The 17,057-nt window shown below is 74.2% G+C and carries 17 protein-coding genes; 9 read left to right on the top strand and 8 right to left on the bottom strand.

Features of this window, described 5'->3' with window-relative positions:
- Nucleotides 1-85: 85 nt before the first annotated feature.
- Nucleotides 86-1,006 carry an AMIN-like domain-containing (lipo)protein gene (locus tag GCU60_RS02305; RefSeq protein ID WP_163201999.1) on the top strand — a complete coding sequence of 307 codons (921 nt, stop codon included), beginning with the start codon at nt 86-88 and terminating at the stop codon, nt 1,004-1,006.
- Between the two features lie 52 nt (nt 1,007-1,058).
- The gene (locus tag GCU60_RS02300; protein WP_345770334.1) at nt 1,059-1,373 is read left to right on the top strand and encodes a CDGSH iron-sulfur domain-containing protein; all 315 of its coding nucleotides are present in this window, start codon (nt 1,059-1,061) and stop codon (nt 1,371-1,373) included.
- A gap of 60 nt (nt 1,374-1,433) precedes the next feature.
- Here the strand turns inward: GCU60_RS02300 and GCU60_RS02295 are convergent, their stop codons facing one another.
- A complete protein-coding gene (locus GCU60_RS02295; protein WP_430537406.1) occupies nt 1,434-2,924 on the bottom strand; it encodes a methyl-accepting chemotaxis protein in 1,491 nt (496 codons plus the stop codon).
- Nucleotides 2,925-3,197: 273 nt separating this feature from the next.
- Between GCU60_RS02295 and GCU60_RS02290 the strand changes: the two genes are divergently transcribed.
- A complete protein-coding gene (locus GCU60_RS02290; protein WP_163201997.1) occupies nt 3,198-4,091 on the top strand; it encodes a bile acid:sodium symporter family protein in 894 nt (297 codons plus the stop codon).
- Here GCU60_RS02290 and GCU60_RS02285 read toward each other — a convergent pair.
- Entirely contained in the window at nt 4,064-5,077 is a 1,014-nt protein-coding gene (locus GCU60_RS02285; RefSeq protein WP_163201996.1) for an iron-containing redox enzyme family protein, read from the bottom strand. The genes GCU60_RS02290 and GCU60_RS02285 overlap by 28 nt on opposite strands.
- 212 nt (nt 5,078-5,289) lie before the next feature.
- Between GCU60_RS02285 and GCU60_RS02280 the strand changes: the two genes are divergently transcribed.
- The 5 genes from GCU60_RS02280 (at nt 5,290) to GCU60_RS02260 (ending at nt 10,334) form a co-directional block, all read left to right on the top strand.
- A complete protein-coding gene (locus GCU60_RS02280) occupies nt 5,290-5,988 on the top strand; it encodes a Pr6Pr family membrane protein (RefSeq protein ID WP_204261223.1) in 699 nt (232 codons plus the stop codon).
- 22 nt (nt 5,989-6,010) lie between these two features.
- Nucleotides 6,011-6,550, top strand: coding sequence for a DUF1353 domain-containing protein (locus GCU60_RS02275; protein ID WP_163201995.1), 540 nt, complete (start codon nt 6,011-6,013; stop codon nt 6,548-6,550).
- A gap of 93 nt (nt 6,551-6,643) precedes the next feature.
- Nucleotides 6,644-7,726: a transporter substrate-binding domain-containing protein gene (locus GCU60_RS02270; RefSeq protein WP_163201994.1), complete on the top strand. Its 1,083-nt coding sequence runs from the start codon at nt 6,644-6,646 to the stop codon at nt 7,724-7,726.
- Complete coding sequence (locus tag GCU60_RS02265; protein ID WP_163201993.1) at nt 7,726-9,159, top strand: hypothetical protein; 1,434 nt, start codon at nt 7,726-7,728, stop codon at nt 9,157-9,159. Before GCU60_RS02270 ends, GCU60_RS02265 begins: the two co-directional genes overlap by 1 nt.
- Nucleotides 9,156-10,334, top strand: a complete 1,179-nt coding sequence (locus GCU60_RS02260; protein ID WP_163201992.1) for an MFS transporter — start codon at nt 9,156-9,158, stop codon at nt 10,332-10,334. The genes GCU60_RS02265 and GCU60_RS02260 overlap by 4 nt, the downstream gene beginning before the upstream one ends.
- Before the next feature lie 6 nt (nt 10,335-10,340).
- Here GCU60_RS02260 and GCU60_RS02255 read toward each other — a convergent pair whose 3' ends face one another.
- Nucleotides 10,341-10,913, bottom strand: coding sequence for a TetR/AcrR family transcriptional regulator (locus GCU60_RS02255; RefSeq protein ID WP_239520282.1), 573 nt, complete (start codon nt 10,911-10,913; stop codon nt 10,341-10,343).
- A 62-nt stretch (nt 10,914-10,975) separates the two neighbouring features.
- Here GCU60_RS02255 and GCU60_RS02250 point away from each other — a divergent pair, with 62 nt between their 5' ends.
- Nucleotides 10,976-11,797, top strand: a complete 822-nt coding sequence (locus GCU60_RS02250; protein WP_163201990.1) for a mycofactocin-coupled SDR family oxidoreductase — start codon at nt 10,976-10,978, stop codon at nt 11,795-11,797.
- Between the two features lie 47 nt (nt 11,798-11,844).
- Here the strand turns inward: GCU60_RS02250 and GCU60_RS02245 are convergent, their stop codons facing one another.
- The 5 genes from GCU60_RS02245 to GCU60_RS02225 form a co-directional block, all read right to left on the bottom strand.
- Nucleotides 11,845-13,182: an FtsX-like permease family protein gene (locus GCU60_RS02245; RefSeq protein ID WP_204261222.1), complete on the bottom strand. Its 1,338-nt coding sequence runs from the start codon at nt 13,180-13,182 to the stop codon at nt 11,845-11,847.
- Nucleotides 13,179-13,862, bottom strand: a complete 684-nt coding sequence (locus GCU60_RS02240) for an ABC transporter ATP-binding protein (RefSeq protein WP_163201989.1) — start codon at nt 13,860-13,862, stop codon at nt 13,179-13,181. The genes GCU60_RS02245 and GCU60_RS02240 overlap by 4 nt, the downstream gene beginning before the upstream one ends.
- The gene (locus GCU60_RS02235; RefSeq protein ID WP_204261221.1) at nt 13,859-15,403 is read right to left on the bottom strand and encodes a hypothetical protein; all 1,545 of its coding nucleotides are present in this window, start codon (nt 15,401-15,403) and stop codon (nt 13,859-13,861) included. Before GCU60_RS02235 ends, GCU60_RS02240 begins: the two co-directional genes overlap by 4 nt.
- Nucleotides 15,404-15,405: 2 nt before the next feature.
- Complete coding sequence (locus GCU60_RS02230) at nt 15,406-16,362, bottom strand: hypothetical protein (protein ID WP_204261220.1); 957 nt, start codon at nt 16,360-16,362, stop codon at nt 15,406-15,408.
- Between the two features lie 248 nt (nt 16,363-16,610).
- Nucleotides 16,611-16,991, bottom strand: a complete 381-nt coding sequence (locus tag GCU60_RS02225) for a hypothetical protein (protein ID WP_163201987.1) — start codon at nt 16,989-16,991, stop codon at nt 16,611-16,613.
- Between the last annotated feature and the right edge of the window lie 66 nt (nt 16,992-17,057).

Genomic DNA, 17,057 nt, shown 5'->3' with positions numbered 1-17,057 from the left:
ACCGGCCGCGGCGCCCGACCCGACCGGGACCCCGGGGAGCCAGTCCCCGGCCCCCGGGAGGGACGACCCCGACGAGCTGCGACCGGTGGGCGACGGGACCACCGCCGACTCCGCCGCGGCCGGGGCCGGTCGCCCGGTGACCCTCACCGACGTGCGGCTCGGGGCGCACGACGGCTTCGACCGGATCGTCTTCGAGGTCGCCGGTGAGGGATCGGCCGGCTGGCAGGTCGGCTGGGTCGACGAGCCGCGGGCCCAGGGGTCGGGCGCCCCCGTCGAGGTGCCCGGGCAGGCGTTCCTCGGCATCACACTGACCAACGTCGCGCTGCCGGGCGACGAGGAGGCCGGCGCGGTGCGCTGGCAGGGGCCGGAGCGGCAGGGGATCGCCGACGCCACCGTGCTGGAGGAGCTCGTGGCGGACACCCTCTTCGAGGGCGCGTACAGCTTCTTCGCCGGGACCGACCGGCGGCGGCCGTTCGCGGTCGGGACGGCGAACTCCCCGCAGCGGATCGTGGTCGATGTCCTCGCGGAGGATCCCGCGACCCCCGCGGCGCTCACCCAGCGCTGCGAGAGCCCGGCCGGGTTCTCGCTGGCGTATCCGCAGGGGTGGTCGGCGAACCCGGGGGAGACGGTCGCCGCGTGCACCCGGTTCGCCCCGGACCCCTTCACGGTGCCCCCGAACACCGATGCCCGGGTCGGTGCCGTGACCGCCCGGGTGGAGCAGGCCCCGTTCCAGCAGGTGGCCGGCCCTGGTCCGGGGGACGAGCTCAGCCGTCGCGCGACCACGGTCGGCGGTCGCTCGGCGGTGCGCGTCGAACGGGTCTCCGTCGGTGAGGGTCTCTGGCCCGCGGGAGTGCGGGCCACCAGCTACGTGGTCGACCTCGGTGGGGGAGCGGAGGCACCACGGACCCTGGTGGTCGACACGGTGGGTCTGCCGCAGTTCGACTACGCGCGCAACGTCGGGGTGCTCGACCGCATGGTCGAGACGCTCAGTTTCGGCGACCCCTGACCGGCCGGGGGACACGCGGAGGGTGCCGCCGTCGGCAGGGCATGCTGAGGACGTGTCACGAACGCTGCCGGCCCAGCCGGACCTGCCCGAGGACGTCGACGCCGCGGGCCCGCCGCCCGGCGACGGGCCCGATGCCGCGACCATCACGCCCTACCGCGACGGGCCGCTGATCGTCCGCGGGAACTTCCGGCTGGTCGACCAGGACGGCACCGAGATCGACCCCGGCCGCGAGACGATCGCGCTGTGCCGGTGCGGGAAGTCCGGCATCAAGCCGTTCTGCGACGGCTCGCACAAGCGGTCCGGCTTCTCCGCACCCAGCGCCCCCAGCCGGCCACGGCCGGCCGCGCAGCTCCGCCGGGAGGACTGACCGCCCACGGGGCGGGGCCCGCGCCGCGCAGGTCGGTGCGCTGCGCGGACCCCCGGCGGGTCAGGCCGTCTCGAACGCCCGGGCCATCCGCACCTGCTCCTCGAGGATCTCCCCGATGCGGGCCTGGACGGCGTCGAGCTGGCCGATCACCTCGCTGGTCGCGTGGATGCCGGTGGAGACGGAGTCCGTGCTCGCCTGGATGCCGGCGATCTGCTCCGACACCTTGTTCGTCGCCGCGGCGGTCTCGCGGGCCAGCTCCTTGACCTCGTTGGCGACGACGGCGAAGCCCTTGCCCGACTCGCCCGCCCGGGCCGCCTCGATCGTCGCGTTGAGCGCCAGCAGGTTCGTCTGGTCGGCGATCGAGGAGATGATCCGGATCACGTCGCCGACCGCCCCGGACGCGGTGGCCAGCGCCGCCACCTCGGTGGTCATCGACGACGCCTTGCCCACGGCGCTGTCGGCGACCCGGCCGGCGTCGTCGGCCGCGTCACGGAGCCGGGACACCGTCTCCAGCAGCGCGCGCGAGTTGACCGCGTCGGCCTGCGCCCGCCGGAGGATGTCCAGGCGCTGGGAGACCAGCTGCTGCACGTTGCGCAGGGCCGACGCCCGCGACTCGCTCAGCTCGATCGTCTCGGTGACGAAGAAGTCCATGGTCCCCACGACGTGGCCGTCGGACACGATCGGGAAGCACACGCCCGACTTGACCCCGGCCCGCATCGCCGCGGGCCGGCGCACGCAGTCGGTGACGTCGCCCAGGTCGGAGACGAAGACGAGGTCGCGGGCGCGCCAGGCGCGGCCGGAGAGGCCCACGCCCTCGGCGAAGCTGGCCTCCAGCGTGACCTTGCGGAACTCGTCGCCGGCCGAGCCGGACTCGACCGCGAACCGGAGCACGTTGTCCTCCGGGTCCAGCGCCCAGAACGAGCCGTACGCCCAGCCGAAGGCCTCGCGGACGGCGTCCAGGGCGACCCGCAGCGCGGAGTCCTCGTCCCGGGCGTCACCGACGCGGCTCACGACGGTGGTGACGGCGTTGCGGTCGTCCAGGCTCTCGCGCAGGGCGGCGGCGGTCAGCGCGCTCCGGCGGGCGTGCGCGATGAGCCGGCCCAGGGCCGCCCACTTCTGGGCGCGGCCGCCGAAGAACGGGAGCGGGCTCCGGCTGTAGTACTCGAGGACGGCGGTGACCCGGCCGTCCTCCACGACGGGCAGGAAGCAGCCCTGGTGGGCGCCGGCCGCCCGTGCGGCGGCCCAGCGCAGGCAGGTGTCGCCCGTGGTGGTGTCGTCCATGAGCACGGTCGTCCGTCGGCGCAGTGCCTCGCCGCCGTAGCCGGCGCCCTCGACCATCGCCTCGCCCGGCTTCCACCGCGCCGCCATGGCGTCGGCGGCCTGGCCCTCGGTCACGCGGAGCACGAAGCCGCCCCGCCCGTCGGGCAGCCAGGCCGCGCCGTAGGAGAGGCCCAACGCGTCGACCAGCACCGACATGATCCGCTGGTGCGCCTCGAGCTCACTGGTCACCGAGGCGTCGAGCCCCTCGATCACGCGCTCGAGCGCCTCCACGTCCCTCGGCTGCTCGGCCGCAACCGATGCCCGACCCGACTCGCGCCTGCGCATCAAAGCTCTCCCTGCCCCCGGGGCCGGGCATCGCACGGGAGCCCGGTCGACGTTCCCGGGATGGTTTCGGACTGCACCGGTCGATGTTGAGCCGGATCGGCGCGCCACTCGGTTGCGCGCCACCCGGTCGGGCGGACCGGGGAGCCCGCGTGCCGGGATGTGACCTTCGTCCCTCATGATGCCCCTACCGCCGCCGGCGGCTCCCGAATCGGAGGTCCGATGAGTTCCGCGCTCGTCACCGTCGCCCTGCCCCTGGCGCTCGCCGTCGTCATGTTCGGCCTCGGCCTGTCCCTGACCACCCAGGACTTCGCCGAGGTGGGTCGCCGGCCGAAGGTCGTCCTCCTGGCACTGGGGCTGCAGCTGCTCGTCCTGCCCGTGCTGTGCTTCGGGCTGGTGCTGGCCTTCGACCTCCCGCCGCTGCTGGCCGTCGGCATGCTGCTGCTGGCCGCCTCGCCGGGCGGCACGACCGCGAACCTGTTCAGCCACCTCTTCCGGGGCGACGTCGCGCTCAACATCAGCCTCACCGCGATCAACTCGGTGGTCGCCGTCGTCACGCTGCCGCTGGTCACCAACCTGGCGATCGGCTGGTTCGACCCGGCCGACGCCGGCAGCCTGGGGCTGCAGTTCGGCAAGACGCTGCAGGTGTTCGCGATCGTGCTGGTGCCGGTGCTGCTGGGCATGCTCGTGCGCAACCGGGCCCCGGGCTTCGCCGACCGGATGGACAAGCCGGTCCGGATCATGTCGGCCGTGGTGCTCGCGCTGGTGATCGTCGGGACGATCGTGGCCGAGCAGGACCGGGTGGGGGAGTACCTCCGCCAGGTGGGCCTGCCGGCGGTCCTGTTCTGCCTGCTGAGCCTGGGCGTGGGGTTCGCCGTGCCGCGGCTGCTCGGGGTGGCACGCGGCCAGGCGATCGCCTGCGCGTTCGAGATCGGCGTCCACAACAGCACGCTGGCCATCACGGTGGCCCTCAGCGTGCTGGGCAACGTCGAGCTGGCCGTGCCGGCCGCCGTCTACGGGGTGCTGATGTTCCCGCTGGCCGCGGCGTTCGGGTGGCTGATCAGCCGGGGGGCCGGTGCCCCGGCCGATCAGGCGGCGAGCGCCCGCTCCCGGTAGAGCGCGGAGCTGCCGGCCTCCCACGCGCCGAGCAGGTGGGAGGCGGCCAGCCCGTCCATGGCCAGCGAGCAGGCGGCGCCGAAGAGGACGTCGGCGGCGAGCTCGGGCTCCTCGGCGACCAGCGAGCCGCACATGTCCACCGAGGCGATCTGCTCGTGCACGGCGTCGGCCTCGACGTGCTCGTCGTAGAAGACCGTGGTGCGCTCGTCGTGGCCGAGCCGGCGCAGGCCGGCGGAGTAGCGGCGGCTGGGCTCGGAGGAGGTCATCTCCACCGCGGTCAGGTGGCCCAGGGCCGCACCGCGCCAGCGGCGGTGCAGGCCGAACAGGGACATGGTGTTCACCGAGGCGAACGCCGCGGCCGGCGCCTCGTCCCACAGCGCGCCGTAGCCGGCGTCCAGGTCGAGGTCGCGGAGCAGCCCGGCGAACAGCTCGCTGTGCATCCGCGCGGCTGACCCGCCGCCGTACTCGTCGGCCTGGATCTCCACCATCGCCGCCTTGGCCCGGCCGGAGAGCCGGGGGATGGCGAAGGTGTGCGGGTCGGCCTCCTTGAGGTGGTAGACCGACCGGAGGGTCAGGTACTCGCGCCACTGCTCGGCCGTGCCGTGCTTGGACATGTAGGACGACAGCGACGGGCTCTCGTCGGCGTCGATCAGCGCGGTGATCTGCCGGTCGATCGACTCGTCGGTGGCGGTGACCGGGCCGACCAGCCCGCGCAGCGCCGCCAGGTGCGCCCGCTCCAGACCGGCCCGCAGGCCGAGCAGCCCGGTGTCCCACTCCCAGTCGTCGGACACGCCCTCGAAACCGCGGTAGTGCAGCTCGTAGCAGATCGCCAGCGCGAGCTGGAGGTCGTCGTCGGTGAGCGCGTCGTCCACCCGCGCCACCAGCTGGTCGGCGATCTCGTGCGTGCTCGCCGGCAACGGCGAGCGGGTGAGGAGGTCACGGGTCAGGGCGTCGGTCAGCGGACCCCTCGGCTCGGGCAGGCGCATGATCGTCTCCATGCCCAACGCCGCGGGAAAGGATGCGCCGGCCGGGTGTGATGTCCTCCGGTCGGAGGAGGGCCCGGCCCGAGCGCAGGGCTGCAGCACGCCCACCACCGCGTTGCTCACGCAGCCGCCTGCCCCCGCCTCGTGCGGCTGCTGACCTCGGCCTGCTCACCACCTCCCGGCGGGCACGCACGGGCACGGCATGATCGGCGCCCGTGACGACCCCGACGCCCGGTGCCCCCCGAACCGTCGCCCGCGCGTGGTGGGCGGTGCTCGCCGCGGTCGTGCTGGTCTCGGTCGCGACCGAGTTCGTGCTGCACCTGGTCGACCCCGAGGACGCCTCCCTCGGCGTGGTCGAGCGCGTGGTGCGCTTCTTCAGCTACTTCACGGTGCAGAGCAACCTGCTCGTGCTGGCCGCCGTGCTGCCGCTCGTCCGCGACGCCGACCACGACGGGCGGTGGTGGCGCGTCGTCCGCCTGGCGTCGCTGCTCGGCATCACGATCACCGGCATCGTGTACGCGGTGGTGCTGGCACCGCTGTACGACCCGGAGGGCGTGAACGCCTGGACCAACGCCGGTGAGCACTACGTCTCCCCGGTGATGACCGTGCTGGGCTGGCTGCTGTTCGGCCCCCGCCCGCGGATCACCTCGGGCGTGGTGGCGAGGGCGCTCCTGTGGCCGGTGGCCTGGATCGCCTGGATCCTGGCGCAGGGCACCGTCACCGACTGGTACCCGTACGACTTCATGGACGTCGCCGCGCAGGGCTACGCGATCGCCCTGCGCAACCTGGCCTTCGTCGTCCTGCTCGCCCTGGCGTTCCTGCTGCTGTTCCGGTTCGTCGACCGGCGGCTGGCCGCCACCGGTGCACCGGAGCGGGTCGGCGACGGGGGCCGGGGCGCCGCGGCGCTCCGCTGAGCACGAGGACCGGGGGAGACGCGTGCCGTTCGAGGTGGGGGACGTCGTCGTCCGGCGGCTGGACGACGAGCACTGGGCGGTCGTGGAGCCGCTGGTCTACCGGGGCAAGCGGGACCGCTTCGTGGTGCCCGCCGGCTTCCCGACCGACTTCGCGACCGTGCCGCGGGTGGTCGTGTGGCTGGTGCCGCGCTTCGGCCGGTACACCGCCGCGGCGATCCTGCACGACTGGCTGTGCACGGAGGGGATCGCCGGCGGCGCGGTGAACGCCCGCCAGGCCGACGGCGTCTTCCGGCGGGTCATGCGGGAGAGCGGCGTGCCGGTGGTCCGGCGCTGGCTGATGTGGTGCGGCGTGCGCTGGGGCGCGTTCGGCGACCCGGTGCGCGGGGAGGGCTGGTGGCGCAGCGCCCCCGGGGTCCTCGCCATCTCGCTGCTCGCGGGGCCGGTCGTCGTGCCCCCCGCCGTCCTCATCGCCGTCGCCCTGCTGGTCTACGGCGCGGCCGAGCGGGTCGTCGGTGCGCTGACCGGCTCCACGACGCAGGACGCCGGGTCCTTCCGCACCTGATCGGCCCTCCTGGGGGTTGGGGGGCCGCGCCGTCCGACGTGTCGGAGCGGCGTTCGTTCCTGATGCTCGCGCGCGCCGATACGGTGGGTCACTGTGCGCCTACGGTTCGGTCGACTCCTCCGGCGGTGGCCGGTGCTCCGGGTCGTCGTCCCCACGGTGCTGGTCACCGTGCTGCTCACCGCGGTCTTCGGGTACGTCGCGATCCAGCTCGGCCGGACCTCCGCGACGACGCCCCGGCCCGTGCTCGTGTCCAGCGGGCCCTGGGCGCCGTTCGTCGGCCCGGACCTGCCCGAGGGTGGGCCGCTGACCGAGCTGGTCACCGAGGTGCTGCGCGCGCAGGGGTACACCCCCCAGGTCGACTTCACCTCCTGGTCGCTGGCGGAGAAGCGTGCGGCCACGGGGGAGACCATCGGCGCCTTCCCGCTGGTGGGCAGCGAGTCCCGGCGGTCGTCCCTGCTGCTCTCCGAGCCGCTGGTCGAGTTCCAGTACGTGCTGTTCTACGACCGCTCGCGCGGCGAACCGCTGGTCCGCACGCCGGACGACCTGGCCGGCCTGCGGGTCGGGCGGATCGCCGGCTACGACTACTGGTCCGAGCTGGAGGACGCCGTGCCCGGGTTCGTGGAGTACCCCACGAGCACGGCCGCGTTCCGCGCCCTGGCCGACGGGGAGATCGACCTGCTGCCCGAGGGCCTGCTGTCCGGGCGCGCGGTCCTGGACGACCCCCGGTTCGACCCCGATCCGGCCCGCTTCGGCCACCTCCCCGGCGACGACCCGCTGGTGCGGTCCACCGAGGGCCTGTACTTCGTGATGCCGCGGACGGCCGAGGCGGCCGCGGTGATGCGCGACTTCGACGCGGGGCTGGCTGCGCTCAAGGGGACCGACACCTACACCCGCATCGTCACGGGGCTGACCGAGGGCGGTGCGGACGTCGAGGTGCTGCTCGAGCCGGTCGACGACGCCGACCTGGTCGAGCTGTTCGCCGCCGACGGGACGCCGGCCCTGGTCGCACCCCGCGGCACCCGGGCCCGGGTGCTGTCCTGGCCCGCGCCCTTCGTGTCGGCAGCGGGCGAGGCCACCGAGGGCCTGCTGGTGCCGGTGAAGCTGCTCAACGGACCGGCGCAGGGACGGGTGTTCCAGGTCGACGCCCGCGCGCTGGCGCTGACGGGGAGCGACTGATGCAGCTGCGCGTCCTGGCGCCCACCGTCGTCGACCATACGACCGTGCCCGGAGCGGCGGTCCGGGAGCCCGAGCGGTACGCCCGGTTCTGGACGTCCCAGCAGGAGCCGGTCGACCGGCTGCTCCACCGGCTCGCCCCGGCACCGGCGGGACAGCCCGGGACCGAGCCGGCACCGCCGGTCGTCCGGCTGGAGCACGTCCGGCCGGCGAGCGCGGCGAACCGGTACCGGGTGATCAGCGACCTCGCCGTCGACCTTCCGGTGCACGTGCTGACGGGCTCGCTGCGCCCGGAGCACCTCCCCGAGGCCTTCGCCGGCCGGGACCCGGCCCTGTGCGGCGGCGTCCGCGAGATCACGCTGCGGCTGCACGACCACGGCATCCTGCTGGTGGAGCTGCTGGTGGACGTCGACGCGTGGCTGGCCGGCCGCGAGGAACCGCTCGAGGAGTGCCTCGACCTGCTCCAGGACGCGGCCGTCGCCCTGGGGGCCGCGGTCGCGCGCGAGGCGGTCCACCGCTACCTCGACCCGGTGCTCGCCCTGCTGCGCGAGGCCGACCGGGGCGACGACGTCCTGGCCCCCGCCGCCCGGCCGGGCGACGGCGCGGGACTGTTCGGCGAGGTGCTGTGGGTGACCCGGAGCCTGGTCGTCGGTCGCGCGGATGCCGACTGCGAGGCGGTCGTCCGGCACTGGCTCAAGGACGTGGCGGCCGTGCGCGGGGAGCAGGCGCCGCCGGTGGAACGGCTGGTGACGGGGGAGATCGACCACCTCGCCCGGTGGCTGAACTACGTGTTCCTCGACGGCAGCGCCGCCGGGGGCACGATGCTGCCGGGGCAGCGGTTCACCGACTCGTGGGAGGCCATGCGCTACGCGCAGTTCTTCTACGCGGCGCTCGACGTCGTCGACACCCGGTTGTCCAAGATCCTGGCCGACTCGGCCGCGGCCACCGCGCGCTGGGAGCTGGCGCAGCTGCAGGAGCAGCTGGTCGGGCTCAGCCGTCGGGCGGAGCTGGTGGTGATGGACCGACAGGCCCTGGCCAAGCACCTCAAGCGCGCGGTGCGGGTCGAGATGGACCAGATCCTCGACCTGTGGGACTACGCGGAGCTGGTGGAGGCCCCGGTCCTTTTCAAGATCGGCATCTGCGACCGGCGGCTGGCCGAGCTCGCGGCCCGGCGGACGGCGCGCTCCTCGCTGGTCACCGATCTCATCCTGCTCGGCATCGGTGTGACCTCGGTGCTCGGCACGGCGCTGGCGCTGTCGGACTTCGGCCGCACCATGGCCAGCGATCCGGGGATGGCGCGCTACGACATCGGGCGCAACTCCGTGACCGCGTGGTTCGCCGCCCAGCCGGCCGATGCGCTCCTGCTGATCTCGGCGACCGTATCGGCGGCGCTGGTCGTGCTCTACCTGCTGTTCCGCCGCAACCACGGCCGATGAGCGGTGCGCTGCGCAGTCCCGTGCTCCGGCGCTTCGCGCTGGCCCACTTCCTGCTGGAAGTCCAGTTCTGGTTCCCGGTCTACCTGATCTTCCTGCTGGACATGGGCTTCACGCTCGCCGTGGCGGTCGTGGCCGACGGCTTGTTCCGGCTGGTCAGCGTGGCCTGCGAGGTGCCGATGGGCGTGCTCGCCGACCGGATCGGCCGTCGGCGCACCTACCTGCTGCTGGCCGGGCTCACGGTCGCCGTCTTCCTCGCCATCTCGCAGGTGTCCTCCGTCCCGGGGCTGTTCGCCGCGTGGATCGGCTGGGGGGTGCTGTGGGCGCTGGCCTCGGGTGCCTCCACCGCCTACCTCTACGAGCTCGCCGTGCGGGACGCGCCCTCGGTGGACCCCGCGCGCAGCTTCGCCGTCGTCCGGGCGCTGGGGCACTTGGCCGTGCTGCTGTCGCTGGTGGCCGCGGGCTACCTCTACGACGTCGAGCCGACCGCGCCGTTCACCGTGACCGCCGTGCTCGCGGCGATCGCCCTCGCCGTCGCCTGGACCCTTCCCGAGACCTCGGCGGCCGGCGCGCGGTCGACCATCCGGTCGGTGCTCCGCGACGTGCGCCGGGCCGCCGCCGACGAGCGGGTGCGGCTCGCCGTGCTGCTGGGGGCGCTCCTGCTGCTGCTGGGCTGGAGCCCGCGCATCCTCTTCCAGCCGCTGGCCCTGGAGCTGGACTACTCCGCCCAGCGCACCGGCTGGATGTACGCAGCCTTCGCCGCGGCCGCCGTGGTGGCGGGGCTGCTGGCCGGGCGGGTGGGGCCGGCCCGCCGTCCCGCCGTGCTGCGCGCGTCGTTCCTGGTGGTGCTGGCCGCGCTCGTCGGCACGGGGGTCTGGGAGGGACTGGGCCCCTTCCTCTTCCTGCCGGTGCTCGGCCTGGCGTACGCGCTCGGCCAGGTCCTGCTGGAGCTGGTCACCAGCGAGGTCACGTCGCCGGCGGTGCTGGCGACGGCGTTCAGCGTCGTCTCCATGCTCGGCGGCCTCGGCATCGCGGTGGCGCGGCCGGCCCTGGGCCTCGTCGCCGACAACTGGTCCACGCCGGTGGCGTTCGGGGCGTGGGCGGCCGTGGGCGCGCTGCTGGTGGCGGTCGCCCTGCTCCTCGTCCGCCGGCTGGACACCGTGCCCGCCCGGACCTGAGGCCGGTCACCGACCGGGTCGGTCCCCGGGCAGCCGCAGCAGCGACACGGCCCGCGACACCGCGGTCCGGACCTGGTCCCGGTCCGGAGCCGTGGCCACCACGCCGAAGACCATGCGCCAGGCGAGCAGGACGTCGTCCACGGTCACGGAGGCGTCGGTCAGGCCGGCCTGCCGGGCCGGCGGCAGGGTGGTCGCGACCAGCGCGCGCAGCCGTTCGGCACCGGGGTAACGGGGGAGGCTGTCCCGGGCGTCGACGACCATCTCGACGAACGCCGACGCCTCGATGGTGAGGTCCACCAGCCGGACCCACAGCCGCCCGAAGGCGTCCGGGCCCGGGTCGGCGGCGATGGCCTCCAGCTCGGCGAAGTTGTCCTCGAAGACGGCGAACGCGATGTCCAGCCGGGTCGGGAAGTGCCGGTAGAGCACGCCCTGGCCCACCCCCGCCTCCCGGGCGATGGCGCTCAGCGGCACCCGGTACCCGCGCTCGGCGAAGACCCGGCGGGCCGCCGCCAGCAGTGCACGCCGGTTGTCCGTCGCCGCGGCGGGTCCGCGGTTGACTCTGCCGCCCACGGTGACCATGCTCATACCCTAGTGATCCGGACAGCAGTGTCCGGTTGAGCCTGGAACACAGGAGGAGATGCGTGACCACGACTACAACCGGGCGCCTCGTCGGCAAGGTCGCCTTCATCACCGGGGCGGCCCGCGGCCAGGGCCGGGCGCACGCCGTCCGACTTGCCGCCGAGGGCGCCGACATCATCGCCCTGGACAACTGCGCGACGGCGGAGACGACGTCCTATGCCGGGCCGACCGAGGAGGACCTGGCCGAGACCGCGCGGCTGGTCGAGGCGCAGGGCCGCCGGGTCCTCACGCGCAAGGTCGACGTCCGCGACTTCGACGGCCAGGCAGCGCTGGTGAAGGACGGCGTAGCCGAGTTCGGCCGGCTCGACGTCGTGGTCGCCAACGCCGGCATCTGCTCGGGCTCGATGTCGTGGGAGATCCCGGTCGAGAAGTGGCAGGAGACGATCGACACCAACCTGACCGGCACGTTCTTCACGATGAAGGCGACCGTGCCGGTGCTGCTGGAGCAGGGAACCGGCGGGTCGATCGTCATCATCTCCTCGGTCGCCGGGCTGCGCGGCCTGCCGTTCCTCGCCGACTACGCGGCCAGCAAGCACGGCGTCGTCGGCCTGGCCCGAACCATGGCCAACGAGCTGGGGCAGCACAACATCCGGGTCAACACCGTGCACCCGCACGGCGTGGCCACCGGCATGCAGCCGGCGGAGATGTTCCAGCTGGCGCAGCAGCACGCCACCACGCTGGCCCCGATGCTCATGGGTGCCCTGCCCGACCCGGTTTCCCAGCCGGAGGACATCGCCAACGCGGTGGCCTGGCTCGCCTCGGACGAGGCCCGGCACGTGACCGGCATCCAGCTGCCCGTGGACCTCGGCATCCTCGGCCGCTGAGCCTTCTCGGCCCGCGGGTTCGCAGGTCGGGCGTCAGCACCCGATGCTCAGGTGCCTCCGCGTAGCGCGTCGACCGGCTCGATCCTGGCCGCGCGGCGCGCCGGGAACCCCCCGGCCACGAGCCCGACCACGGCACCGAGCAGCGCGCCGCCCAGGGCGATCCAGGGATCGACCACCGGTGTCCAGGCCCGCACCGCCGAGATGGCGACCACCGCGAACACGCCCAGCGCCGCGCCGATGAGGCCGCCGAGCAGACCGACCACGACCGACTCGGCCACGAACTGCCCGGCGATCTGCCGCCGGGTGGCGCCGATCGCCCGGCGCAGCCCGATCTCGCCGACGCGTTCCATGACCGACAGCATGGTCACGTTGGCGATGCCCACCCCGCCGGCGACCAGCACGACGGCGGACAGGATGACGAACACCCCGTTCACGTCGGCCTGCACGTCCCGGCCGAGCTGCGACCGGCCGTCCGGGGCACTGACGTCCAGGCTCTCCGGGTCGTCGGGAGCCAGGGCGAGGGCGGCCTGCCCGCGCAGCTGCGGGCCGGCTCCCACGGCGATGCGGGCCTGGGCGTCGCCCGGGGCTGACAGGCGGAAGTCCGCACGCGCCGTCCCCGTGGGGAGGACCACCGCGTTGAGGAGCTCCGCCCGGGCATCGACCGAGTCGATCACGCCCAGGACCGCGTAGGCGATGCCGTCGACGAAGACCGACGGCTGGGTGTCGACCCGCTGGACGCCCAGCCGGTCCGCGGCCCGGACGCCCAGCACCGCCACCCGGTCGGCCCTGAGGTCGTGACCGGCGTCGAAGAACCGGCCGGTGGACAACCGGCCGCCGATCGTGTCGAGCAGGGCCTCGGAGGCCGCGTAGACCGGGGGAGGGGCGCTCGGCGGTTGCGAGGGGTCGTTCACCGGCACCGTCGTGACGACCGCCCCGGGCAGGGACACCTCCGCGAGCAGGGCTGCCGACTCGATCCCGGCCAGGCGCTCGAGCCGGGGGACGGCGTCCCAGGGCAGGGCTCCGGTGGCGACGACCGCCCCGCCACCGGTGCTCGCGGTCCTCGGCGTGACCACGAGCTGGGTGGCGGCGTCGGCGTCGAACTGCCGGGCGATCTGCCCGGCGGTGGTCTGGGCGAGGCCGATGGTGGTGATCAGCGCGGAGATGCCCAGGACGGTGCCGGCGATCGTCATCACCAGCCGCCCGGGACGGGACCCGATGTCGGCGGTCGCCTCGCCCAGCAGGTCGGAGAAGCGGAACCGGTCGGCCGGCTCGACCGGCCGATCGTCGGGCGGGGGGACCGGCCGGCGGAGCCGGCGCAGCAGAGCCGGCTGGTGGTGGGCCCACCCCCGCAGGGCCCGGAGCGGGCGGGTGTCCCGGGCGGTCACCCCGGCTCGCTCACGCGGCCGTCGGCGAGCCGGATGCGCCGGGAGGCCCGCCGGGCGACGTCCCGGTCGTGCGTGATGACCACCAGCGTCAGCCCGTCCGCGTGCAGCTCCTCGAAGAGCGCCATGATCTCCGCGGACGTCGTCTGGTCGAGGTTGCCGGTGGGTTCGTCGGCCAGGAGCACCCGTGGTCGGGAGGCCACGGCGCGGGCGACGGCGACCCGCTGGCGCTCCCCACCGGAGAGGGTGCCCGGCAGGAAGTCGATGCGGTGGCCGAGGCCCACCCGCTCGAGCGCCGCCCGGGCCCGGGGCTCGCGCTCCGTGCGCGGGGTGCCGTTGTAGAGCATGGGCAGCAGCACGTTCTCCAGCACGTTCCGCCGGGACATCAGGTGGAACGCCTGGAACACGAAGCCGAGGTGCCGCGCGCGCACGGCGGCCCGCGCGTCCTCGTCGAGGGAGCTGCTCAGCACACCGCCCAGCCAGTACTCCCCGACGGTCGGCCGGTCGAGGAGCCCGAGGATGTTGAGCATCGTGGACTTGCCCGACCCGCTGGGCCCGGTGATGGAGACGTACTCGCCGTCGGCGATGGACACGCTCACCCCCTTGAGCGCCTGGACCTCCGGCGGCCCGGGGAAGGACCTGGTGACGTCCCGGAGCTCGATGGCCGGCGCTCCCGCCGTCATCGGCCGACCACCACCAGGTCGCCCTCCTCGAGGTCGCCGTCCTCGGCCCGGACCTCGACGGCGCCGTCGGCGGCCAGCCCCGTCTCGACCGCGACCAGGCGGGTCCGGGCGCGGGAGCCCTCCCGCGGGTCGCCGTCGACCACCTCCACCCGCGACTCACCGCCCGGGCCCGCGCTCAGCGCTGCCAGGGGGACCGACAGCACGTCGCCGTCGGTCGCTCCCACCGGGATCCCGACCCGCACGTTGGCGCCCTGGAGCTCGGTGACCTCCTGCGGGGTGAGCGGGGCCGGCTCCAGCTGCACGGTCCACCGTGCCTCGTCGCCTTCTCCTGGGGTGACCTCGGTGATCGTGGCCTCGTGCTCCCCGCCGTCGGGCAGCTCGAAAGTCGCCGTCATCCCGGGCTCGAGCAGCCGGGCGTCCGCGACGGCGACGGTGCCCGACAGGCCGAGGGTGGCGCCCGACACGGTCATGGCCGCGCCCTGGAGCACCGAGCCGCGCCGTGCCGACACCGCGTCCACCCGGCGCGGCAGCTGGGTGAGGTAGAGGATCTCGCCGGCCGGCAGCGTCGGCAGGACGGCCTCCTGCGCCTGGGTCAGGGCCTGGCGGGCCTGCGTGAGCTGCTGCTGCGCGGCCGACAGCTGGGCGCGCTGCGAGCTGGTGTCCCCCGGGACGTCGAGCTGCTGACGCCGGAGTTGCGCGAGGCCCAGGGCGTCCCTCAGGTCGCCGATCGCCACGGGGTCGTCGGGGTTGCCGGCCAGCGCGGCGTCCAGCGCGCGGCGCGCACTGGCGACGGCGTTGTCCGCCTCCCGGACGTCGACGGCCGACGGACCGCGCTGGACCCCGGTCAGCTCCGCCTGCGCGGCGGCCACCCCCTGCTGCGCACTGCGCACGGCGTCCTGCGCTGCGAGCACGCCCTCCTCGGCACCCTCCTCGGCGGCCGGTGGCGGATAGCCTGCCTGGGCGTACAGCTCCGTCACGGCAGCGGCGGCGGTTCCGGTGAACACGTCGTCGGAGGGGTCGCCGGCATCCAGGCCAACGGTGCGCACGGCCTCCTTGAACTGGACGACGTCGGGTCCGGCGACGCCGAGGCGCAACGTCCGGTAGGCCGGCAGCTCTCCGGGCAGGACGATGACCGGGCGACCGGTGATCTCCAGGGCGACACCCAGGGGCCCCAGCTCGGAGCCGACCTCGGGGACCTGACCGGTCACCACCGCCGGGCCGGCGACGCCGGACGTGTCGAGGGTGACCTCGACGGAGTCGGCGTACGCGACCTCGCCGCGGATGGTGACGTCGTTGCTCAGGGGTCCGAAGGCGACGGGCACGGTCACCAGGCCCGGCTCCGGGGTCTTCGCCCCGGCGGTGTCGGGGGCCACCACGAACCGGCCGACGAGCAGCCCCGCGACCAGGGCGACGACCGCTGCCGCGGCGGTGATCCACAGCGGGCGGTTGCGGCGGAGCAGGGCGGGCCAGGCAGCCCACCGCGAGGGCCCCGCCTCGTCCGTGACCGAATCGATCAGGAACTCGTCGTCCGGCTCGTTCACCGTCAGTTCTGCTCGGCCGCGGCGACCAGCGCGTCCAGCTCCGTCTTGTGGTCGTCGATGAACTGCTGCTCGACCTCGCGGGTGATCTCAGCGGCGCGGTCGGCGTAGTCGATCTCCTCACGGCAGTCGAGGTCGGCCAGAGCCAGCTCCACCTCGCGCTCGGCGAGCGCGTCGAACGCGGCCTGGTCGGGCTCCCCGGTCGGCATGCCGTCGTCCGACATGCCGACGTTCTCGTACAGCTCGTTCACGGCCTCGTTGATCGACTCCTGTGCGTCCATCTGGGTGGCGAACCCACCGTGGCCGGAGGCGTCCATGCACGCGGACCACTCGTCGTCGAGCTCGGCCATGCCCGGCCACGACGCGGTTCCGGAGTACAGCTCGTTGATCGCGTCGAACAGCGGCCTGAACTCCTCCGACTGCGAGGGGTCCTCGCCGGCGACCTCGTGCTGGGCGGCGCCCTGGCACCCGGCCGTGGTCCAGTCGTACTCGGTGGCGACCTCCTCGGGCATCTCGTCCTCGGAGGGCATCGGGCCGTACAGCGCCTCGTAGAAGGCTGTCTGCTCGGACTCCGACAGGCTCTGGACGTAGTCGGCGTTGGGGTCGACGGTCTCCTCCTCCGGCATGGGTGCCTCGCTGAACGGGGAGTTGATGGCGCCGTAGCCGTACTGGGTCACCCACTCGCGGTCATCGGGTTCCCACTCGGTGCCGTCACCGGACAGGTACGCGCCCCCGGTGGAGCTGGGCGTGTACTCGAAGCCCTGCTCCTGCATGCACTGCGCGACGAGCTCCTCGGCCCGTTCCTGCTCCTCGGTGAACTTCCGTTCCTGCTCCTCGGGCGTGAGATCGCCGCCGTACACGGCGTTCAGGTACTCCGTCAGCGGCGAGGACTCGTCGTCCCGCTCGGAGGACGCGGTTGCGTCGCCGTCCGACCCCGAGCAGCCGGACAGCAGCAGGGTCAAGGCGGCGAGCGCTGACAGGGGGGCTAGGGCACGGCGGATGTGCATGAGGTCTCCACGGGACGGCGCGTGCGCGCAACGTAACCGTGCCTGACCGGGCCGTACATCACATTCGACGCGGAATGTTCCGTGTCGTTCCGGAACCACCTCGTTGGGCCGCCCGGCGTCTCCGGCCGGCCGACGACGCCGGGTCCGCCACCCAGCGCCCGTGCGCGACGCGGACCGGTCCGCGACGGCGTCGGCCGGCGTGCTCAGTCCAGCGGGCGGGTGGGCGTCCCGGCGTTGAAGACCTCGAGGGTGTACCGGTCGAACCGCTCGAGGGAGCGGCGCGTGAAGCCGCCCACGCGCCCCGGGCCTCGTCCACCCCGGCTCCGCCCGGCCGGGCGCCGGTCCGGGGAGGCCGAGGTCCGCCGGCCGTCGCCGGACTCCTCGGCGAAGGACAACGCGAGCTCCTCGACGAGGTCGTCCCGGCCGGCCCCCACGACGGAATTGACCTTCTGGACGTAGGTCGCGTGCATGCGCACCAGGCGCTCGGACGCCGCCGCGGCCGGTGCCGCGGGGGAGAAGGGGACGGCGCCGGGGAACTGGTCGCCGTGGTCGTCGGTGATCGGTGCGGGGCGTGCTCGTGTCATGGGGACCATCCGTCTGTCGGTGGCGGCGATCGGTTCGCCGCAGGGAGCGCCGGGACGGCCGTCCCG

Origin of the sequence: Blastococcus saxobsidens (genome assembly GCF_010682065.1) — a bacterium.
Lineage (GTDB): Bacteria > Actinomycetota > Actinomycetes > Mycobacteriales > Geodermatophilaceae > Blastococcus > Blastococcus saxobsidens_B.
Note: the sequence above shows the minus strand (reverse complement) of the source record. Positions and strands in the feature narration are given on the sequence as shown.

Excerpts from the sequence above, each read along its gene's own strand:
- GCU60_RS02290 (WP_163201997.1), top strand. The coding sequence starts at position 3,198 with ATGAGTTCCGCGCTCGTCACCGTCGCCCTGCCCCTGGCGCTCGCCGTC.
- GCU60_RS02260 (WP_163201992.1), top strand. The coding sequence starts at position 9,156 with ATGAGCGGTGCGCTGCGCAGTCCCGTGCTCCGGCGCTTCGCGCTGGCC.
- GCU60_RS02225 (WP_163201987.1), bottom strand. The coding sequence starts at position 16,991 with ATGACACGAGCACGCCCCGCACCGATCACCGACGACCACGGCGACCAG.
- GCU60_RS02285 (WP_163201996.1), bottom strand. The coding sequence starts at position 5,077 with ATGCGCCTGCCCGAGCCGAGGGGTCCGCTGACCGACGCCCTGACCCGT.
- GCU60_RS02240 (WP_163201989.1), bottom strand. The coding sequence starts at position 13,862 with ATGACGGCGGGAGCGCCGGCCATCGAGCTCCGGGACGTCACCAGGTCC.
- GCU60_RS02255 (WP_239520282.1), bottom strand. The coding sequence starts at position 10,913 with ATGGTCACCGTGGGCGGCAGAGTCAACCGCGGACCCGCCGCGGCGACG.
- GCU60_RS02265 (WP_163201993.1), top strand. The coding sequence starts at position 7,726 with ATGCAGCTGCGCGTCCTGGCGCCCACCGTCGTCGACCATACGACCGTG.